A 21,854-nucleotide genomic window follows, 5' to 3' on the forward strand; every position below is an offset into this window, starting at 1 on the left:
AACTTATGAAAAGGATGAAACATTTTTTATACCTATTACTATTATTTCTTGTTTTTAGTTGTCAAAATAAGCAAGATAAATTAGTTGTTGAGGTTTATGAAACTTCTGCAAGTGGAAACAATTTAACTAAGTTAGAAAATTTTTCTTCGGTTGAAAATAAAGAAAATACAGTTTTAGTAAAATTATTGCCAACAAATAAACGCCAAACAATTACTGGTTTTGGTGGTTCTTTTACAGAGTCTTCTGCTTCGTTGTTAAATCGTTTAAGTAAAGAGAAAAGAGCACAAATTATTGAAGCTTATTTTGGAGAAAGTGGTGCAAAATACTCATTAACCAGAACACATATGAATTCTTGTGACTTTTCTATAAGTCAGTATTCTTATGCACCTGTAGAGGATGATATAGAACTGAAATATTTTACAATTGAAGAAGATAAGGATGATATAATTCCAATGATTAAAGATGCCATGAATGTGTCTAAAGACGGATTTAAAATATTGTCTTCTCCTTGGACAGCTTCTCCTTGGATGAAAGATAATAAAAAATGGGTTGGTGGAAAATTATTACCAGAATATTATGATACTTGGGCGTTATTTTTCTCTAAATACGTTTCAGCTTATAAAAATGAAGGAATTGATATTTGGGGGTTTACGATAGAAAATGAACCTTTAGGAAATGGTAATAATTGGGAAAGTATGCATTATTCACCTGATGAAATGACCAATTTTGTTCAAAATCATTTAGGTCCACAATTAGAGAGAGATGGTCATAATACTAGAATTTTAGGTTATGATCAAAATAGAGAACACTTAAATGATTGGGTAGATTCTCAATTTAAAAACGAAGAAACTTCAAAGTATTTTGATGGAACTGCTATTCATTGGTATGCAAGTACTTATGATTATTTTCCAAAGGAATTACAATATGCTCACAATAAAGCACCAAATAAATATTTAATTCAATCTGAAGCTTGTGTAGATTCTGAAATTCCAAAATGGAAAGATGATGCCTGGTATTGGAAAAAAGAAGCAACAGATTGGGGTTGGGATTGGGCTCCTGAAAAAGATAAACATTTGCATCCAAAATATGCACCAGTAAACAGATATGCAAGAGATATTATTGGTTGTTTAAATAACTATGTAGATGGTTGGATTGATTGGAACATGGTTTTAGATACACAAGGAGGTCCAAATTGGTTTAAGAATTGGTGTGTTGCGCCTGTAATTGTAGATCCAATGAAAGATGAAGTGTATTATACACCTTTATATTACACACTATCACATTTTAGTAGATTTATAAGACCAGAAGCAAAAGTAATTGGTTTAGAAAACTCTGATAAAAACTTAATGATGACTGCAGCAGAGAATTTAGACGGTTCTATTGTTGTTGTAGCTTTTAATGAAGGAAGTAAACCAAAAAAAATCAACCTAAAATTACATAATAAAAATGTGATTATAAATATAGTTGGACAAGCAATTCAAACCATTGTAATACCTAACCCCTCAATTTAATACCCCATAATTATGAGAAACACAAAAGCTATTTCTTTAATAAATAAAGTTCCAATGAGCAAAAAAATTGCTTTTGGAATAGGGATGTTTGCTAATCAAATGTTTCCTGCAATACTTGGAATTTTCATGGTAGTCTTGGTAGAAGATTTGAGATTTACAGGTTTAATGTGGGCAATGATTTATTTATTTCCAAGGTTATTTGATGCAATTTCAGATCCAATTATGGGATTTATTTCTGATAATACAAGATCTAAATGGGGAAGAAGAAGGCAGTATGTTTTAATAGGTGGTATAATTATGGGGATTGCTTATATTTTTATGTGGCAATTATTTAAAGAAAATTCTCTTCAATATAATTTTTGGTATTTCTTTTTATGGTCCATTGTATTTTATTTAGGGCTTACTCTTTTTAGTGTTCCTTATGTTGCTATGGGGTATGAAATGAGTGACAACTTTCATGAGCGTACCAATATTATGGCAATTGCACAATGGATAGGACAATGGGCTTGGGTTATTGCACCTTGGTTTTGGTTGATAATGTACGATCCAGAATGGTTTCCTTCTGCAGATGTTGCAGTAAGAGAGTTGGCAATTTGGGTGGCAATACCTTGTGCAATTTGTGCCATAGTGCCAGCAATTTTTATCAAAGGAGAATCTACATTAGATAAAGATGAGTTCGAGCCTCTTAACCTATCAAATATAGGTGGGAGTTTTAAAAAAATATTAAACAGTTTTGTTGAAGCTTTTAAAATTAAAGAGTTTAGAAAATTATGTATAGCTACATTCTTTATTTTTAATGCTTTTAATACGGTAGCTTCACTTACTTTTTTTGTAATTGTATATAAATTATTTAATGGGGATGCAGGTGCAACAGGAATATGGGTTTCATTATTTGGATGTTTAGGTGCTTTGGGAACAACATTTTTGGTGATACCAATTGTAACTTGGTTATCTAAATTATATGGTAAGAAGAAAGCATTTTTAATTGCGCAAACTATTTCAATAATTGGTTATATTTTATTGTACTTTTTATTCATCCCAGGTAAACCTTGGTTATATATTATTGCGCTTCCATTTTTTTCATTTGGTATAGGAAGTTTATTTACAATAATGATGTCTATGACAGCAGATGTTATTGATATTGATGAGCTAAATACTGGTAAAAGGAGAGAAGGTACTTTTGGAGCTATATATTGGTGGATGGTTAAAGTAGGTTTTGCAATAGCCGGTGCGTTAAGTGGATTAATTATCTGGCTTGTAGGGTTCAATCCTGATACTCCAGTAGTAGATCAAGAAGCTTCAGTAGATGGTTTACATGCATTTTTCTGTTTCTTTCCACTTATTGGTACTTTGGTTGCAATGTGGGTAATGAAAGATTATAGTATAGATGAAAAACGGGCAACTGAAATAAGAGGAGAATTAGCAGAAAGAAAAGATAATGTAAGTATTAAAAAAAATAAAAATAATAGGTAAGTAAAGGATTGATTTACTTAGTGTTAATTCTGTTATTGTTATTAAGTAAGCTTTTAGTTTATAGTTGTAATGTAGATATTAATCAAAGTAAGAAAAAGTTAAATATTTGTTTTTTTGCTGATTTGAAAATTTAATATAGTTTTTTAAAGGGATTATTGTAAGAAAAAGTTTTAGTTTTTAGGCATAAAAATGGATTGTGTAAGTTCAGTATAAATTAGCTATACTGAACTTTTTATTTTTAAAATATTTTTTATTTAGTTATAGTGTTTTTTTAAACAATACATTACCTATACAGTATTAATTTTAGTAGGATAACGTTTTTTTCTTCTCTTTTTTGTTTTTTTTTTTAAATCCTTTATCCAGTAAAGGATTGTTAAGTAAAGGGGTGTTTTTTTATGTATGTATGTTTTTTGTATGGGTATATTTATTGAATTCATAAGTTTTTAAATGTAATATTGAATATATTAATTTAAACAAGATATAAATGAAAAAAATTACTTTACTATTTACTCTTTTTATTGTTGCTTTTTTAAGTGCACAAAATTCAGTAACTATAGATGGTTCTAAAACATGGAAGGGTTATGTAAATGCATTTAATACATCAGATGATAGTTATGCATTTGGATTTGAATATGGAGTTGCCGATTTAAAAACAACAATTGAAGCAAGTACAATAACATTGCAGCCAAACTTTGCAATTTGGACAGCAGAGAATACAAATGCATCTTGGTTTGATAATGCAACAACACCAAATAAATATATAGAAACAAGTTCTTATGTAGAAGATAATACTTTAGCAGGTACAGATTTAAATTTTTCGGGTAATATAGATGCACATACAATTGATTCAGGTTATACGGTAGTAGCTTTTATTAAAGCATTAGATCCAAATAGTGGGTATGCAACGGTTGTAAATGAAAGTATGACTTTAACAAGTGGTGTTACATCATTTTCTATTTCTGCAACAGCAGCACAATTGGTATCAGGTTATATTATTCAATATGGATTTTCAGTTAAAGGAGCATTAGGTAATCCAGATAATGAATCAACATTAGGAAGTGTAGTTTTAAGTGATGGAAATTCAACAGGAGCAACTTCATCAAATGATGTTAGTATTGATGGTTCTAAAACTTGGAAGGGCTATGTAAATGCATTTAATACATCAGATGATAGTTATGCATTTGGATTTGAATATGGAGTTGCCGATTTAAAAACAACAATTGAAGCAAGTATAATAACATTGCAGCCAAACTTTGCAATTTGGACAGCGGAGAATACAAATGCATCTTGGTTTGATAATACCACAACACCTAATAAATATATAGAAGCAAGTTCTTTTGTGGAAAATAATGCTTTAGCTGGTGCAGATTTAAATTTTTCAGGTAAGATAGATGCACACACAATCGATTCAGGTTATACGGTTGTCGCTTTTATTAAAGCATTGGATCCAAACAGTGGTTATGCAACGGTTGTAAATGAAAATATGACTTTAACAAGTGGTGTAACATCATTTTCAGTTTCTGCTACGGCTGAACAGTTAGTTTCAGGTTATATTATTCAATATGGATTTTCAGTTAAAGGAGCATTAGGTAATCCAGATAATGAATCCTCATTAGGAAGTGTAGTTTTAAGTGATGGAAGCTCAACAAGTGGTGGAGGGTCAGCTTCAAACTATTGTGAAAAGGTTGTTACTCATTTTGGAATTGAAGCAGAAACTGCTTCTGCGATTAAACTTACTATTGAAAATTCGGGTACCAAAACCATGAAAGTGACAATTGAGTCAAATGATTCAGATGCAGTTGATGAAATAGTAATACCAGCTGTTACAGGTGCACCAACAGTATCTGCAAAAGATGAATCAGTTTCAGGAAAAATTAGTGTTACGTTAACTTGGGAGAATACGCCTACTGATGATATTGATATTAACGTGCTTTGGAGTAAAGTATCTTTTGAAGGTAATTGGCAACTAAAAGAAGATCCTGTAACAGTTAAGTTTGATTCATCTTGTGAAACTGCAAGTTTAAATGATAGTACATTGTCAGATATATCTTTATATCCTAATCCAGTTTCTAATATTTTAACTATTAATACACATAATGTAATTAAAAATGTAGTTCTTTATAATATTTTAGGAAAGCAGGTTATGTATTTACAAATTAACAAAAATAACAAATCTATAGATGTTTCTAATTTGTCTAAAGGTGTTTATTTAATAAAATATCAAGTAGAAAATACTGTGGGTACAGCAAAGTTTATCAAACAATAATTTAGTATTTTTTTTAAATATTAAACGCTCAAGATTTTTTTTCTTGAGCGTTTTTTCTTTCCCCTAAAAGAGGTTTTCTTAAATAATAAGATCATTTTAATGCTTACTTTTCTGTCTTTTTAATTTGAGTTAAATATTCATCAAAACGTTTTCCGTAAATAGAGTTTTTTATATTTTCAGGAAAAGATTTATTTACTGTATCTAATAATGGTAATGCAGCATCATACATTTCCGTTAAAGCAATATAGGGTGCGGCTTCAGAATTAGCATTTGTAGTTATAAAATTAGCTGTAAACAAAACTCTTCTTTTCACTAATTTTTTATAATCAATTTCAAGTTGTTTTATTAAAGATGTATTTTTTGCTTTTTTTGCGTCAAAATCTTTTTTAATAAATTCTAAACGTTCATTCTGAAATTTTTTATTAATTAAATTGTATTTATCTAATACTATTTGATTTTTAGAGCCTTTAATTTCTGGTTTATAGCCAAACTTTTCAAGATTATCATTTATTGTAATTGTTCCTTCTTCACCAAAAAATAAAATTCTTTTATTTGTTGTATTGCCATCAAAAGTTAGATAATATAATACCGGTAAATCTACATGATCACTTAGCCTAAAAGTATCTTTTCCTAAAAGTGAAACAGAATCAATAGAAACTAATGTAGAATCAACCATTTTTTGTAAATATAAAGTCCCTTTTTTAAGGCCTTTTATTTGCCCAGAAACAATCATATTTCCTTCTTTTTTAGAAGAACAAGCAAAAACTAAAATTGACAATGCTAAAACAACAATAACTTTTTTCATGAAATAAATTTAAGAATGCAAATATGCTGAATTTTATTTAAAAAGTAGAAGCTAATTCCATTAAAATAGTACAAGCAATTGCGCCAATTGTACCAATTGCATACCCAAAAACGGCTAATAAAACCCCTACAGTTGCTAATGACGGATGAAAGGCTTGTGCAACAATAGGAGCAGAGGCTGCACCACCAACGTTAGCTTGACTTCCAACTGCTAAAAAGAAATATGGAGCTCTAATAATTTTAGCTACTAAAATTAATAAACCTGCATGTATGATCATCCAAACAAAACCAATTACAATTAATCCAGGGTTTTCAAAAGCTTGATTTAAATCCATTTTCATACCAATTGTAGCAACTAAAATGTAAATAAAAATACTCCCTAATTTACTAGCACCTGCACCTTCGTAATTTTTTGCTTTGGTAAATGATAAAATAATTGCAATTATTGTTGATACACTTATCAACCAGAAAAAACCTGAGCCTAAAAAAGAGAATATATTACGCCAAGTTTGTGAAGTAAATGAAGCTACAAAATCTGCAAAAAATGTACTTAAGTATTTAGATGCAAAATGCCCAAAACCAACAGTTCCAAAACCAATTGCAAGCATAATCATTAAATCTGATAGCGTAGGATTTCTTTTTACTTTTTGCGTAAAATTGATAACCTTTTCTTTAAGTTCTTCAATAGCAGTTGTATCAGCTTTTAACCATTTGTTAATTTTATCTTTTTTACCAATACCAATTAATAAAATGGCCATCCAAACATTAGCAACTACAATATCAACAATAACCATTCCTCCATATTTTGAAGGGGTATATTCATAAATTTCTAACATGGCAGTTTGGTTTGCTCCACCACCAATCCAACTTCCTGCTAAAGTAGAAAGCCCTCTCCAAACAGCATCAAAATCTGCACCACCTACAGTTTCTGGTGAAAATATTGAAATAATTAAAATTGCAATAGGACCTCCAATTATAATTCCTACAGTTCCAGTAAAGAACATTATTAGTGCTTTTGAACCTAAATTAAAAATGGCTTTTAAATCGATACTTAAGGTCATTAAAACCAGAGCGGCAGGCAATAAAAATCGACTTGCAACATAATATAACTGAGATTTATTTTTTACAATTTCACCAACTGTATTTTCAGTTTCCCATTCAGGAGATATTATTCTAAATGTTGTAAAAAGCGCAGGTATAAAATAGGCCATAAATAAACCAGGTACAATTTTATAAAATTTTGCCCAAAACCCTGTTTTTAAATTTTCAGTATAAAAAACAAAACCTAAAGAAATCATTAAAATACCGAAAACAATGGCGTCATTTGTGAAAATTGGTGCTGTCATAATTTTTATTTAGTTTTTTTAATGTGATTGGTGTTTAAAATCACTCCTAATTGCAATCTTTTAAAGATGTTGTCTGGTGTTTTTATTTGAAAATACCCCATTTTTAATATGATAAGGTTATTTACTTTGTGTGTTAATCCAGCACCTGTCCAATTTTGAGCAAATCGTTTTCCTCTGTCTAAATTCAAGAAAAGTTCATTAAAAACATAGGCTTGCCAATTTTCTGAAATAGGGTAGCTTATATTTAAATCATAACGTAACCAGTTTTGGAATTGGTCTGTAATTAAATCTCTATGAATAAAACGTTGTTCGAATCTAAAACGATGTTTTGCATTTAAGTTACCCCATTTAGATTTTAGATTTAAGTCTTCATAAAATCTCCATTCATATAAGTTTGGAGAAGGTGTATCATAAGCTGTATCTGCAGTTGCATAACTTAAACCAAAAGTGAAATTTGTTTTTGGGGTAAAAGTATAATTAGCACCTAATCTATAAATTTCTTGTTGAAACTCATTAGCCAATTCATAATATCTAAAATGTGCCATAGTTTTTAAAGCAATTTTTTCTGATATTTTATGAGAACCATTGTACATGTACCATGTTCCTAATTTGTCTTCAGCAGAATTTTGAGCATGAATTTTAAAACAAAAAAGGCTTAAGATTAAAAGTATACTTATTTTTTTCATTTTTAATTTGATGAATAAATTTTAGTTTCTTTAAAAGGAGATATTTGTATTTTTTCTACTGAAGATTTGTATGAAAGCCAATCGTTATTAAAAAATGTGTTGGTTTCTTCAACGGCAGATTTAAGCTCGTCTTTAAATTGATTTATTAATTGCCTTTCAGTATTTGTTTGTTCTCCAAAACGAGAGCGAACGTAATAACTTGCAGTGCCAAAACGTTGGTTTACTGTCATTTCTGGGTTCCTTGTAATTCCTTGTCTTTTATCTACATTTCCTAAATATTTTGCAATTAATGTATCTATTTTTTTTATAATCTTAGAAGATGATTTAATTTTATCTTTATACTTTTTCTTGTCTTCTTTTGATAATTTGTTTTTTATTAAAGTTGCTGTATTTTTACTTTCTATTAATTGTTTTACAATATCAGATATTTTTTGTTGATATCTTTCTAGCTCTTTTGCAGCAGTATATTTTTGATTGATTGCTTCATTAGAAATTTGTAACCTTGGATCAAATTCAACTTTTATGTTTTGCTCAGATGTTTCATTTCCAAAAGTCATTTTTAAACGATAAGTTCCTGGTTTTACAGATACACCTCTTGGTTCTCTTGTAGATTTTCTAATTTTTCTAGAAGCTCTTGCAACACCTTTTTCTCTTAAGTACCAGGTAGTTTTATGAATACCACTTTCTTTAGGTGTTTTAAATTTTAAGGTTCTAATTTGTCTATCACCATCAAAAATTTCTAGTTTTATAGAGTCGTGTTTAATGCTCTTTTGTGTATCTTTATTCTTGCTTTTATTTTTTTCTTTTTTTGTTTCAGGTTTATTGATAAAATAAGAAATGATTGCCCCACTTTTTCTATTCTCTCCTTGATACATTGCATCTGCACCAAATCTACTTCCTGTAGGTTGTTGTCTTGCGGTTTGATAAGCTATTGGAGGTTCAAATAGTTTTATTTTTTTTGTGTTTAAGCCTCCTTTTGCAATTTCTCTTAAAGGTGTAATGTCGTCTAAAACCCAAGCGGCTCTTCCGAATGTTCCAATAACCAAATCATTTTCTCTTGGATGAATTACTAAATCTTTAACAGGAACTGTAGGAAACCCTTCAGTCCATTTTGTCCATTTATTACCAGCATTTACTGAAATATACAAACCATCATCAGTACCTAAAAACAGTAAATTTTCATTTTCAGGGTCTTCAATAATACACAAAGCATAACTTTGTACATCGTTTTCATCAACTAAGCGTTTCCAAGTTTTTCCATAGTTTGTTGTTTTATAAGCATAAGGAGTATAATTAAAACGTCTGTAGTCATTTGCTACTAAAAGTGCTTCACCTTTATTTTTATTTGATGCTTTAATTTGTGCAATCCAACTAAATTCTGGTAACCCTTTTATGTTTTTTGAAACGTTTGTCCAATCTTTACCACCATTTTTTGTAATATGTACTTGTCCATCATCTGTAGCAGCCCATAAAACATCTTTTTCTAAAACTGTTGGTTCGATTACCAATATGGTACAATGATTTTCAGCTCCAGTAGCATCCATGGTTAAACCACCACTTTCTGATTGTTTTAATTTTTCAGGATTATTAGTAGATAAATCCGGAGAAATTACGCTCCAGGTTAATCCTTTATCTGTTGATTTATGCACAAACTGACTTCCAAAATATAAAGTTGAATTATCAAAAGGATCCATATTAATGGCGGCATTCCAATTAAAACGTAATTTTACATTTGCATCTGCATGTGTTGGTTTTACTGAATAGTTATTTCCAGTAATATAATCATATCTAACAACTGAACCTTGTTGACTCATAGACCAACCGTATCTAGAATCATCTTTATCTGGCACAACATCAAAACCATCACCAAAACTAATTTCTTGCCAATAAGAATTTCTAATTCCTTGCGCTTTCCAAACATATGCTGGTCCTCTCCAAGAACCATTATCTTGCATACCACCGTATACATTATAAGGGAATTCATTATCAACATTTATATGGTAAAATTGAGCAACAGGAATATTACCAATAAAACGCCAAGTTTTTCCGCCATCTTTAGTAATATTTAATCCACCATCATTTCCGTCAATCATAAATTTTCCGTTCTTTGGATGAATCCACCAGGCATGATGATCTGGATGCACACCATTATCAACGCCATAAGCAGGCATTAACTGTTTAAAAGATTTTCCGCCGTCTTGTGAAACATTTACATAGGTAAAAACAGTATATAATCTATTTTCATTTTGCGGATCTACATAAATTTCTGAATAATAAAAAGGACGATTTCCAATACCTGGTTTATCATTTACTTTTTTCCATTTAAAACCACCATTTTCACTTTTATATAATGCATTTTTCTTAGCTTCTACTAGAGCGTAAATTACATCAGGATTATTAGGTGCAATTGCAACACCAATTCTACCTAAATCTCCTTTTGGAAAACCTTCTTTTTCTGTTATTTGTTTCCAATTTTCACCGCCATCATGTGTAATGTACAAACCACTTCCTTTTCCACCAGATTTAAAAAACCAAGGGTCGCGTTTGTGTTCCCACATTGTAGCAATTAATTTATTTGGATTTGTAGGATCCATAATTAAATCTGCAGCACCAGATTTTATATTTGTAAATAAAATCTGTTTCCAAGATTTTCCGCCATCAACAGTTTTATAAACACCACGTTCTTTGTGCTCTCCCCAAGGAGATCCAATAGCACCAACATAAACAACATCAGGGTTTGATGGATCTATAACGACTCTATGAATGTGTCTTGTATTTTTTAATCCCATAGATTTCCATGTTTTACCAGCATCTAAAGATTTATAAATACCAAAACCACCATTTAAACTATTTCTAGGATTACCTTCACCAGTTCCTGCCCAAATAACACTTGGATTTGATTGTTGAATTGCAACTGCACCAATTGAAGCAGTAAGTTCTTTCTCGAAAATTGGTTTCCATTTTATGCCGCCAGAAGTAGATTTCCAAATCCCTCCAGAAGCAGTACCTACATACATAATTTCAGGATTATTTTCTACTACATCAATAGATGTAACTCTACCAGACATTCCACCAGGACCAATATTTCTAGGTTTCATGTTTTTTACTAAATCCATAGAAAACTCTTGAGAAAAGAGTAGAGTAGTGGTACACAAAAATAATAAGGTTAGCAGTTTTCTCATTTCTTGGTTTGTTAATTTTATTAAAAGTGAACAATATACAAAATAGAAAACGCTCAATAAAAATTGAGCGTAGTTTTTAGCTAGAAAAGAATTTAGGTTTATTCTTCTTTCTTTTTAGGTAGGCGTTTGGCATCTTTTAATGCTTGCATTAGCATCCATTCTATTTGTCCATTTGTAGAACGAAATTCATCCGCAGCCCATTTTTCAATAGCTTTTATCATATCTTCATTAACTCGCAACGCGAAAGCTTTTTTCTTAGTCATCTTATTTTTACAAATTAACTATTCTAGTATCAGGAATACTAATAATTAAAGGTAGTTTTTCTGAAGCATACGTTAAGGTTCCTGATAATTCAATTGAATCATTTTTAATTAGAATCTCTTCCGACTTTACTTGTGCTAATGATGTAGATATGCTAAAAACTATAATAATAATATAGGTTATAAATTTAATCATACTAATTTGTTTTTATAAGTTTCTAAAACGCTAATTGCTCCTAATTTTTTCTGTGTTCCTATTAATAATTTCTTACCTGTTTTAAGTACCAATTGAATGCCAATGTCACCAGAAATAGTTATGGCTTTTCCTTTTGATTTTTTCCAAAGAAAACCACCTTTTAAACCCCAACCGCCAAATTCTCCAATAGGATCATAAGTTCTTACATTAGCTGTTGTAATTTCTGACCAAGTGATTGTTTTTAATGAAAAGTGAAACGGAAAAAACTGATAGTGAATTCCTTTTTCGTCTATTCTTGTTTTTAATTTAAAGAAGAAAATAATTGATGCAGAAGCTAAAATTCCATTCATAGTTAATATAAACTCATTGGTAGACATACTAGCGTTTTCTTGCATGTATTCTTTAGTGATAATTGCAATTGGTACAATTAAACTTACAGTCATTAAAACTATTAACCATAGATGTGTAAAACGTTGTTCTTCTTTAAATATTTTCATTTATAAGTTTATTATTATCAAAAAGGATAAGTAAAAATCCTATTTTTTTTATCTCTTAAAATTCATTTCAGAATACTTTTTATGTAATAAAATTAATGGCTTAATGTTCCTGTATTTACAACAGGCGAAGCTTCTTTATCTCCACACAAAATAACTAATAAATTACTAACCATTGCAGCTTTACGCTCTTCATCTAACTCAACAATTTGTTTTTTGTTTAATTCTTCTAAGGCCATTTCTACCATTTCAACTGCACCTTGTACAATTTTATGTCTAGCAGCTACAATTGCTGTTGCTTGTTGTCTTTTTAACATAGCAGATGCAATTTCTTGGGCATAAGCCAAATAACCAATTCTAGCTTCTAAAACTTCAATACCAGCAATAGATAAACGCTCATCAATTTCTTTTTCTAATGCTTCAGAAACTTCATTTACACTAGAACGTAATGTGATGTCTTCATCGTGTCCTTCATCAGCAAAATTATCATAAGGGTACATACTTGCTAATTTTCTAACAGCAGCATCAGTTTGTACACGTACAAAATTTTCAAAATTATCAACATCAAAAGCTGCTTTATACGTATCTGTAACTCTCCAGACCAAAATAGTTGAAATCATTATTGGGTTTCCTAACTTGTCATTTACTTTTAAACGCTCACTATCAAAATTACTTGCTCTTAAAGAAATTGTTTTTTTTCTGTATAAAGGATTTGCCCAAAACAGTCCATTTTCTTTAATAGTACCAACGTATTTTCCAAAAAGTAAAATTACTTTTGATGTATTAGGATTTACTAAAATAAAGCCAAAAAAGCCTATAAAACCTATTATAGAAGAGATAATAAAAATTGGTTTTTCTTTTAGGATGCTCATCGTTATTCCTCCAAAGAATAAGACTAAAATGATTAATAACATTAAATAACCATTTGCTGGTTTAATAATTTTTTCTGCTTTCATACTTTAAGTTTAAAATGATGTTAAAATGATATCATAAAGATATATATAATTTTTTGAATAATCCAAATTATTATAGATTTTATTTTTTACTTTAGCCAAACATTAATTTTAGCAATAACGTATGAAGATTAAATTATTTTTATTGATTCCTTTTTTATTTTTGATGAGTTCTTCATCAAATGAAAGTGTTTTTTGGGGGAAAAATGGGCACAGAGCAACTGGTAAGATTGCAGAAAAGCATTTGTCAAGAAAAGCTAAAAAATGTATTAATAAGTTGTTAAATGGGCAAAGTTTAGCTTTTGTTTCTACTTATGCAGATGAAATAAAGTCTGACAAAAAGTTTAACAAATATTATTCTTGGCATTATGTTAATATGGATTTAGATCAAACATATGCTGATGCTGAAAAAAATCCTAAGGGAGATTTAGTAACAGGTATTAATACTTGTATTTCAGTTTTAAAAGATAAAAAATCAACTGATGAAGATAAAGCTTTTCATTTAAAACTATTGGTTCATTTTGTAGGAGATTTACATCAGCCAATGCATATTGGTAGGAAAGAAGATAAAGGAGGTAATACAGTTCAGGTTGAGTGGTTTGGTAGAGGTACAAATTTACACAGAGTTTGGGATGAAAACATGATAGACGATTGGGAAATGAGTTATATTGAATTGGCTGAAAACGCAGAGGATTTATCAAAAAAACAAATTGAAGCAATTGAAAAAGGATCCATTATAGATTGGGTAAATGAAGTGCATGTGATTACAAATGAGGTTTATAACTCTGTTAAAGTAGGTGAAAACTTACGATATAAATATTCTTATAATCACTTTGGCACTGTTAGAAAACAATTGCAAAAAGGTGGTATTCGTTTAGCAAAAGTTTTAAATGATATTTTTGATTAAGAAACACAACTTATAAAATTAAAACCTCATAAAAGTCTAGTTTATGAGGTTTTTTGTTAAGAATCAGTTAAATAAATATTTTGCTTTTTAAAAAACTGTAAATTTATAGAATGTTAAAAAAAGTATTTTTTATTTTTTTACTTGTTGCTATATTTAGTACTTGTAAAAAAGAAGTAATTAAAGAGTCTAAGAAAGAAATTTTAACAGGTAGTTTTACAGAAATTACTTCTGTAAAAACAGTTAATTACAATCAACTTAAACCTTTGTTAGAAAAGAAAGATGATAAAACTTATATTATAAATTTTTGGGCAACCTGGTGTGCGCCTTGTGTAAAAGAATTGCCTTATTTTGAGAGGATAACGAAAGAATATGCAGATAAAAATGTAGAAGTTTTATTAGTGAGTTTAGATTTTCCGAAACAAGTTGATAAAAAACTAATACCTTTTATTAATAAGAGAAAATTAAAATCTGAAGTTATTTACTTTAATGATATTAACGAAGATGTATGGATAAAAGACATTGAAGAATCTTGGAGTGGTGCAATACCTGCAACAATAATTTACAATAAAAGCAAGAGAAAATTTTATGAACAATCATTTGATTATCAAACTCTAGAAAACGAATTAAAAACCTTTTTAAAACCATTTAAATCATGAAAAAAATAAAAATAATATTAGTAATGGCAATTGTTTCAATTGCAACTTTGTCATTTACAACTTCAACAAAAAAAGGGTATAAAGTAGGTGACAAAATTGAAGATTTTAGTCTGAAAAATATTGATGACAAAATGGTTTCTTTATCAGATTTTAATGATGCAAAAGGGTTTATTATTGTTTTTACTTGTAACACTTGTCCTTATTCTGTGGCAAATGAAGATAGAATTAATGTGTTAGATGCTAAATATAAAGCGCAAGGTTTTCCTGTAATTGCAATCAATCCAAATGACCCTGCTGCTGTTCCAGAAGATAGTTTTGGAGATATGAAAGTAAGAGCTTCTGAAAAAGAATTTACGTTTCCATATTTATTTGATGATGGGCAAAAAGTGTATCCAAAGTTTGGAGCTACAAAAACACCTCATGTATATATTGTAAGTAAAAAAACGATGGAAGTAGAATATATAGGTGCAATTGATAACAGTTCTAGAAACCCAGATAAAGTAACCGAAAAATATGTAGAGAATGCTGTAGATGCATTATTGGCTGGTAATAAAATTGAAAAAACAGAAACAAGAGCAATTGGTTGTTCTATAAAAGTAGCAAGATAGATTATTAAACTTTTAAAAATTAAATCTCAAGTTTAGGCTTGAGATTTTTTTTATTTAAAACTTTTATTTCTCGATTTTTTTTAAAAAAAACTAAAACTAGTTGCAACAGTTTTATGCTTTTCTAAAAGCAACTTTTACTAACATTAACAATAAAAAACAATGTTAATTCATCATAAGAATTTAACTTGTATAAGTAAAAAATATTACCCTCAGCTAAGGAAAAACAGAATAGTATTTAAAAAAAATCAGATTTAGAAAAAAAAATAATACTTAATTTATCATATTGATAATTCTTTATCAAACAGCCTAAAAATAGATAATAAACTTGTCTTTATTAAGTAATATTACGTAGTTTTGTTGTAAATATACGTAGTTATGCAGACAGTAATTGTTATTGGAAATGGTATGGTTGGTTATAAATTTTGCGAAAAATTTGTAGCTCAATCTAAAAACAAAGACTTTAAAATTATCGTTTTTGGTGAAGAACCAAGACCTGCTTATGATAGAGTTCATTTAAGTGAATTCTTTGAAAATCAAGATGCAAAAGCCTTAGAAATGGCTCCATCAGAATGGTATGCAGAAAACAATATTGATTTAGTTGTAGGTGAAAGAGTTTCTGATATTCATAGAAATACCAAAACAATTATTACTGCAAAAAATAGAGTGTTTAATTATGATTATTTAGTGTTAGCAACAGGTTCATCTGCTTTTGTACCACCAATAAAAGGTGTTGAAAAAGAAGGGGTTTTTGTTTATAGAACCATAGAAGATTTAGAAGGTATGCTTGCTTATGCAGCAAAACTTAAAGCAGAAAATTCTAATGCAAAAGCTGCTGTTTTAGGTGGTGGATTATTAGGTTTAGAGGCTGGCAAAGCGGTTATGGATATGGGTTTAGAGCCTCATATTGTAGAGTTTGCTCCTAAATTAATGCCAAGACAATTAGACTCTAGAAGTAGCCAGGTATTACAATTAAAATTAGAATCTATAGGGTTAAATATTCACTTAAGTAAAGCAACTAATCAAATTTTAGGAGATGAAGGTTGTATTACTGGAATGGAGTTTGGTGAAGATGATGTTTTAGATGTGGATATGTTAGTGGTTTCTGCAGGAATTCGTCCAAGAGATGAATTAGGAAAAACCTGTGGCTTAGAAATGGGGGTTAGAGGAGGAATTGTTGTAGATAATAAAATGCAAACTTCTGATAAGGCAATTTTTGCTATTGGAGAAGTTGCTTTGTATAATCAAATGATATACGGTTTAGTGGCTCCTGGTTACGATATGGCAGAGGTTGCTGTAAATCAGATTATAGGAAATGAAGAAAAAATAATGCCAGATGATATAGATATGTCTACCAAATTAAAACTAATTGGTGTAGACGTTGCTAGTTTTGGAGAGCCTTTTATGCCAGCTTCAAAAGGGCATTCTATCATTTTTGAAAATAAAACCCAATATTTATACAAAAGGATTAATGTTAGTTTAGATGGTAAAACTTTATTAGGCGGTATTTTAGTAGGTGATGCTTCAGATTATAGCATGTTGCATCAAATTTATCTTAATGGAATGAAAATTCCAGAAGACCCATCACAATTAATTTTACCAGCAAGTGATGGAGGTGCTGCTTTTGGAGATGTAATGGATTTGCCTGATGAAGCTCAAGTTTGTTCTTGTGAAAGTGTTACTAAAGGGCAAATTTGCGGAATCATAGAAAGTGGTGAAGCAAAAGATTTGGCTGACGTAGTTTCATGCACAAAAGCAGGTACAGGTTGTGGTGGATGTAAGCCAATGGTAGCAGATTTAACAAATGCTACTTTAAAATCTTTAGGGATAGAAGTAAAAGATTCTATTTGTGAGCATTTTGATTATAATAGACAAGATTTATATAAAATTGTTCAAGTAAAAGGCTATAAAACATTTAATGAAGTATTAGATAATCATGGTAATGGAGGTCATGGTTGTGAGTTGTGTAAACCATTAATAGCTTCATTAATGGCTACAATTAATGCAGATACAGCTAATAAAGAATATGCTATACAAGACTCTAATGATAGGTATTTGGCTAACATTCAAAGAAATGGAACGTATTCTGTTGTACCACGTGTTCCTGGTGGAGAAATTACTCCAGATAAGTTAATCGCCTTAGGGCAAATTGCAAAAAAATATGACTTATATACTAAAGTTACAGGTGGTGTTCGTATCGATTTATTTGGTGCAACTTTAAATCAATTACCATTAATTTGGAAAGAATTAATTTCTCATGGATTTGAAAGTGGACATGCTTATGGTAAATCTCTACGTACTGTTAAAACCTGTGTTGGTTCTACATGGTGTCGTTATGGAATGGATGAAAGTGTAAGCTTTGGTATTGAGTTAGAAAATAGATATAGAGGTATACGTGCACCTCATAAAATTAAAGGAGGCGTATCTGGGTGTATAAGAGAGTGTGCGGAAGCACGTGGTAAAGATTTTGGTTTAATTGCTGTTGATGGTGGATGGAATCTTTATTTAGGGGGTAATGGTGGTGCCAACCCGCGACATGCTGAGTTGTTTGCAGAGCAAATAGATAATGAAACGGTAATTAAATATATAGATAGATATTTAATGTTGTACATGCGTACAGCAAAACCATTACAAAGAACCGCAGCTTGGCAAGAAAGGTTAGAAGGTGGTTTAGATTATTTAAAAGAGGTAATTATTGATGATAAACTAGGAATTGTTGAGGATTTAGAAAATGAAATGCAAACTTTGGTGAATAAGTTTGAGTGCGAATGGACACAAGCAGTAAATGATCCTGAGGTTATGAAGCGTTTTAATCATTTTGTAAATAGCGATGATGAAGATGATAATATTGTTTTTGTTCCTATGAGAGATCAAAAAATGCCAGAACCTTGGAGTAATTAATAAGAAAAATTAAAAATGATGAGTTTATTACTTTCAAAATACAAAACAGTTAAAGAAGAAGAAGTAAAAGTATGGTTTAAAGCGGCTTCTGTAAACGCTTTTCCTAAAGATGGTGGTGCTTGTGTAAAATACAAAGATTTGCAAATAGCAGTTTTCAACTTTTCTAGACTTAATAAATGGTTTGCTTGTCAAAATTTATCTCCAGAAAAAGAGGAAATGGTTCTTTCTAGAGGTATGATTGGAGATAGTAATGGAATACCAAAAGTAGCATGCCCGTTACATAAAAAAACATTTTCATTAAAAACAGGAGAAAATTTAAATGGCCATTTAAACGCTATTGCTACATATCCTGTTAAAATAGAAGAAGAAAATGTGTATATTGGCTTTTCTGAATAAATTAAAAAGATGAAGCCTACAAGATTTGAAACTGCAATTGCACTTATAGATAAAAAAAACGCTGAAGATACAAACGCTTACCAAGTTGCTGATATAGAATATCCTAAAGAATTATTATACTCTCAAAGGATGACAAGAAAGTTACTTCAGTTTGATCCAAATGCTTCAAAAGCACTACAAATTGCAGCTAGAGCACAACATATTTGTAGATGGAAAATACCAAGAAATGAATATCCAATGGATAGAATAGGGTATTTAAAATGGCGTGAAGAACTAAAAAAAATGCATGCTAAAATTACTGGTGAGATTTTACAACAAGTAGGTTATGACGATCAATTTGTGGATAGAGTTCAGAAAATTATTTTAAAAAAACTCATCAAAAAGAATGAAGAATCTCAAGCTTTAGAAGATACTATTTGTTTGGTTTTTTTAGATTATTATTTTGATGAATTTGCAGCAAAGCATACCGATGAAAAGATTATTGATATTCTTAAAAAAACATGGGTAAAAATGTCTGACAAAGGACATGCTGCAGCTTTAAAAATACCATTTTCAGAAAAAAGTTTAGCTTTAGTACAACAAGCAATTTCTTAAAAACTATAATTTTATGGCTAAAAATGGTAATTCTTTAGATCAAAGAACATTTGATAAATTAAGCCGTTTATATATTATTGCTTTAAGTACAATTGCGTTTTCTGTTATAATTAGCCAAATATTTATTCGTAATCATTTAAGTAATCAACAAAGTGATTCTACTGTAATTAACATTGCGGGTAGACAAAGAATGTTAAGCCAGAAATTAACAAAAGAAATTGTTTCTATTTCTGTTTATTCGGATAAAAAAAACAGAATCTCACTTAAAAATAAAATTAAAGAAACGCTCTATTTGTGGCAATTATCTCACAACGCACTTCAAAAAGGGAATGATAGTTTAGGGCTTCCTAAAAAAAATAGCTCAGTTGTTGCCAGCAAGTTTAAAGAACTAAATCCGGTGTTTAACACTATACAAAGTGCCACAACATCTATTCTACAAAAACTAGAAAAAAATCCATTTATAACTATTGATAGTTTAACCGTTGATATTAAAAAAGTAACCAATAATGAAGGCTCTTTTTTATTGATAATGGATCAAATTGTAAATCAGTATGATTTAGAAGCTGATGAAAAAGTTACTTGGTTAAAAAAATTAGAAGCTTTTTTAATGTTTTTAACATTACTCATTCTTTTGGGCGAATTTTTATTCATCTTTTGGCCAACTGCTAAGTCTGTAAAAGCAACATTAACTCAATTGTTGTTAGCAGAAAAAAATGCTAAAAAAATGGCTTTTGATGCCGATGAATTAAGTTTAGCAAAAGAAAAATCGATTAAAGAATTACGCGCATTAAGTCATGCAATGGATGAAACTTTATTGTTTGCCAGGATTTCATCAAACGGTAATTTAATTCATATGGGAAATAAGTTTTCTCGTTTGTTTAAGTTATCTAAATTTAAAAAAGATACACTGTTTTGGAATGCCTTATCAAACAATGAAAATGAGCAATTAATCATTGAAAATTTAATTATAAAACATAAAAAAACAGGTTGGCAAGGTGAAGTAAAAGCAAGTGTTAAAGGGAATGAAGATGTTTGGTTAGAAATGTCTATAATACCTTATAGGCCTACAGAGGAAAAATCAGAATTGCTGATAATTGCATCAGAAATTACAGAAAGAAAAGCTGGGCAATTAGAAATTGAAAGATTGACGAAAGAAAGTTTTGAGGAAAAAATGAGTCAACAAAAAATAATTTCTAGCAAGATTATTGAAAATCAAGAAAAAGAACAAAACAGAATTGCAAAAGATGTACATGACGGAATTGGACAAATGCTTACTGGGCTAAAATATAATTTAGAAAGTATTAATATTAATGATATAGAGAAAACTTCTAAAAAAATAGAACACCTTAAAGAGTTAACTACTAGTATTATAAAAGGGGTTAGAACTGCAACTTTTAATTTAACTCCGCCAGAATTATCAGATCATGGAGTTGTGCCTGCAATGACAAAATTAGCCCAAGAATTAGGGAAATTAACAGGAAAAGAAATCTTATTTTTTAATAAAAACGATTTTAATCAACGTTTAGATTCTTTAACAGAAATAAATATTTATAGAATTGTGCAAGAGGCAATTAACAACGCCATTAAATATGCAGAATCTTCTAATATTTTAGTAGCAATTTCTCACAGTAAAAATATTTTAAGTATTGTTATTGACGATGATGGCAAAGGTTTTGAGCCATCTAAAGTGAAGAAAGTGAAAAATGGTAATGGCGGAATGGGAATGACATTTATGAAAGAACGCATTAAATATATTGATGGTAGATTGTTCTTAAATTCCGAATTAGGGAAAGGTACAAGAGTTACTTTAAATATCCCTATTTAGTAAATACGTAGTTTTACTTAAAAAAATATTACTTTTGTAAGTGTCAATTTAGTTTTATAATTATGATAAATGTAGTTTTAGCAGATGATCACGTTTTAGTAAGGGATGGTATCAAGGCACTTTTAGAAGATCAAACAGGAATTACTGTTATTGATGAAGCTTCTAATGGAAAAGAGGCCTTAGAAGTGATTTCAAAAAACAAACCTCACGTTTTAATTGTGGATATTAGAATGCCAGAAATGAACGGAATTGAAGTAGTTACAGAAATTAACAAACATCATAAAAACGTAAAAACATTGGTGCTTTCAATGCACGATTCAGAAGAATACGTTGTAAAATCAATTGAAGCTGGTGCTGATGGTTACTTATTAAAAGGGGCAAGTAAAAAGGAATTTTTAAAAGCTGTAAATAACGTAGCTTCTGGTAAAAAATACTTTGCAGGTGATGTTTCTACGATTATTATGAACAATTTTGTAAACGGAAATACCAATAAAGCTGTTGAATCTAAAAAAGCTGCAAAAGAACTTCCATTTAAACTTACAAAAAGAGAAAAACAAATACTTAGTTTAGTTTTAGAATTAAAAAATAACAAGGATATTGCTGATGAACTAGAAATTAGCAAGCGTACTGCAGAGGTACATCGTTTTAACCTCATGAAGAAACTAGATGCTAAAAACCTAATGGAATTGACTAATAAAGCTAAAGAATATCAACTTTATTAATTATTTAAAGGTATCCCTTTTCCTTATCAAATCATTTTTTAACTACATTTTTAAGTTATTCTTAAAAATTAATTATA

19 protein-coding genes are annotated in these 21,854 nt (G+C 29.7%); 11 read left to right on the forward strand and 8 right to left on the reverse strand.

Features of this window, described 5'->3' with window-relative positions; translation table 11 throughout:
* Positions 1–5: 5 nt before the first annotated feature.
* The 3 genes from Q0733_RS03355 (at position 6) to Q0733_RS03365 (ending at position 5,250) form a co-directional block, all read left to right on the forward strand.
* On the forward strand, positions 6–1,511 hold the full coding sequence (locus tag Q0733_RS03355; protein ID WP_298778952.1) for a glycoside hydrolase family 30 protein: 1,506 nt from the start codon (positions 6–8) through the stop codon (positions 1,509–1,511).
* Positions 1,512–1,523: 12 nt separating this feature from the next.
* The gene (locus Q0733_RS03360; RefSeq protein WP_298778955.1) at positions 1,524–2,984 is read left to right on the forward strand and encodes an MFS transporter; all 1,461 of its coding nucleotides are present in this window, start codon (positions 1,524–1,526) and stop codon (positions 2,982–2,984) included.
* Positions 2,985–3,468: 484 nt separating this feature from the next.
* Positions 3,469–5,250: a T9SS type A sorting domain-containing protein gene (locus tag Q0733_RS03365; RefSeq protein ID WP_298778958.1), complete on the forward strand. Its 1,782-nt coding sequence runs from the start codon at positions 3,469–3,471 to the stop codon at positions 5,248–5,250.
* Positions 5,251–5,353: 103 nt separating this feature from the next.
* Here the strand turns inward: Q0733_RS03365 and Q0733_RS03370 are convergent, their stop codons facing one another.
* The 8 genes from Q0733_RS03370 to Q0733_RS03405 form a co-directional block, all read right to left on the reverse strand.
* Positions 5,354–6,055, reverse strand: coding sequence for a DUF4369 domain-containing protein (locus Q0733_RS03370; RefSeq protein ID WP_298778960.1), 702 nt, complete (start codon positions 6,053–6,055; stop codon positions 5,354–5,356).
* Positions 6,056–6,092: 37 nt separating this feature from the next.
* A complete protein-coding gene (locus Q0733_RS03375; RefSeq protein WP_298778963.1) occupies positions 6,093–7,400 on the reverse strand; it encodes a DUF819 family protein in 1,308 nt (435 codons plus the stop codon).
* Positions 7,401–7,405: 5 nt separating this feature from the next.
* On the reverse strand, positions 7,406–8,086 hold the full coding sequence (locus Q0733_RS03380) for a DUF2490 domain-containing protein (RefSeq protein ID WP_298778966.1): 681 nt from the start codon (positions 8,084–8,086) through the stop codon (positions 7,406–7,408).
* Between the two features lie 2 nt (positions 8,087–8,088).
* Positions 8,089–11,268 (reverse strand): hypothetical protein, encoded by a 3,180-nt coding sequence (locus tag Q0733_RS03385; protein WP_298778968.1) that lies wholly within the window; start codon positions 11,266–11,268, stop codon positions 8,089–8,091.
* 98 nt (positions 11,269–11,366) lie between these two features.
* The gene (locus Q0733_RS03390; protein WP_298778970.1) at positions 11,367–11,531 is read right to left on the reverse strand and encodes an Arc family DNA binding domain-containing protein; all 165 of its coding nucleotides are present in this window, start codon (positions 11,529–11,531) and stop codon (positions 11,367–11,369) included.
* Between the two features lie 7 nt (positions 11,532–11,538).
* The gene (locus Q0733_RS03395) at positions 11,539–11,724 is read right to left on the reverse strand and encodes a hypothetical protein (protein WP_298778972.1); all 186 of its coding nucleotides are present in this window, start codon (positions 11,722–11,724) and stop codon (positions 11,539–11,541) included.
* Entirely contained in the window at positions 11,721–12,221 is a 501-nt protein-coding gene (locus Q0733_RS03400) for a hypothetical protein (protein ID WP_298778974.1), read from the reverse strand. The genes Q0733_RS03395 and Q0733_RS03400 overlap by 4 nt, the downstream gene beginning before the upstream one ends.
* Positions 12,222–12,313: 92 nt before the next feature.
* Entirely contained in the window at positions 12,314–13,174 is an 861-nt protein-coding gene (locus Q0733_RS03405) for an SPFH domain-containing protein (protein ID WP_298778976.1), read from the reverse strand.
* A gap of 121 nt (positions 13,175–13,295) precedes the next feature.
* Here Q0733_RS03405 and Q0733_RS03410 point away from each other — a divergent pair, with 121 nt between their 5' ends.
* From Q0733_RS03410 to Q0733_RS03445, 8 genes are all read left to right on the forward strand, one after another.
* Positions 13,296–14,078: a S1/P1 nuclease gene (locus tag Q0733_RS03410; RefSeq protein WP_298778978.1), complete on the forward strand. Its 783-nt coding sequence runs from the start codon at positions 13,296–13,298 to the stop codon at positions 14,076–14,078.
* A gap of 110 nt (positions 14,079–14,188) precedes the next feature.
* Positions 14,189–14,734 (forward strand): TlpA disulfide reductase family protein, encoded by a 546-nt coding sequence (locus tag Q0733_RS03415; protein WP_298778981.1) that lies wholly within the window; start codon positions 14,189–14,191, stop codon positions 14,732–14,734.
* Positions 14,731–15,342 carry a thioredoxin family protein gene (locus tag Q0733_RS03420; RefSeq protein ID WP_298778984.1) on the forward strand — a complete coding sequence of 204 codons (612 nt, stop codon included), beginning with the start codon at positions 14,731–14,733 and terminating at the stop codon, positions 15,340–15,342. Before Q0733_RS03415 ends, Q0733_RS03420 begins: the two co-directional genes overlap by 4 nt.
* A 375-nt stretch (positions 15,343–15,717) precedes the next feature.
* A complete protein-coding gene (gene nirB / locus Q0733_RS03425) occupies positions 15,718–18,240 on the forward strand; it encodes a nitrite reductase large subunit NirB (RefSeq protein WP_298778986.1) in 2,523 nt (840 codons plus the stop codon).
* 18 nt (positions 18,241–18,258) lie between these two features.
* On the forward strand, positions 18,259–18,636 hold the full coding sequence (gene nirD / locus Q0733_RS03430; protein WP_298779104.1) for a nitrite reductase small subunit NirD: 378 nt from the start codon (positions 18,259–18,261) through the stop codon (positions 18,634–18,636).
* Positions 18,637–18,645: 9 nt separating this feature from the next.
* Complete coding sequence (locus Q0733_RS03435) at positions 18,646–19,230, forward strand: DUF4202 domain-containing protein (RefSeq protein WP_298778988.1); 585 nt, start codon at positions 18,646–18,648, stop codon at positions 19,228–19,230.
* 13 nt (positions 19,231–19,243) lie between these two features.
* Positions 19,244–21,055 (forward strand): ATP-binding protein, encoded by a 1,812-nt coding sequence (locus Q0733_RS03440; protein ID WP_298778990.1) that lies wholly within the window; start codon positions 19,244–19,246, stop codon positions 21,053–21,055.
* Positions 21,056–21,117: 62 nt separating this feature from the next.
* Complete coding sequence (locus Q0733_RS03445) at positions 21,118–21,777, forward strand: response regulator transcription factor (protein ID WP_298778992.1); 660 nt, start codon at positions 21,118–21,120, stop codon at positions 21,775–21,777.
* The last annotated feature ends 77 nt before the right edge of the window (positions 21,778–21,854 follow it).

Source organism: uncultured Polaribacter sp., from assembly GCF_947500975.1.
Classification (GTDB): Bacteria; Bacteroidota; Bacteroidia; order Flavobacteriales; family Flavobacteriaceae; genus Polaribacter.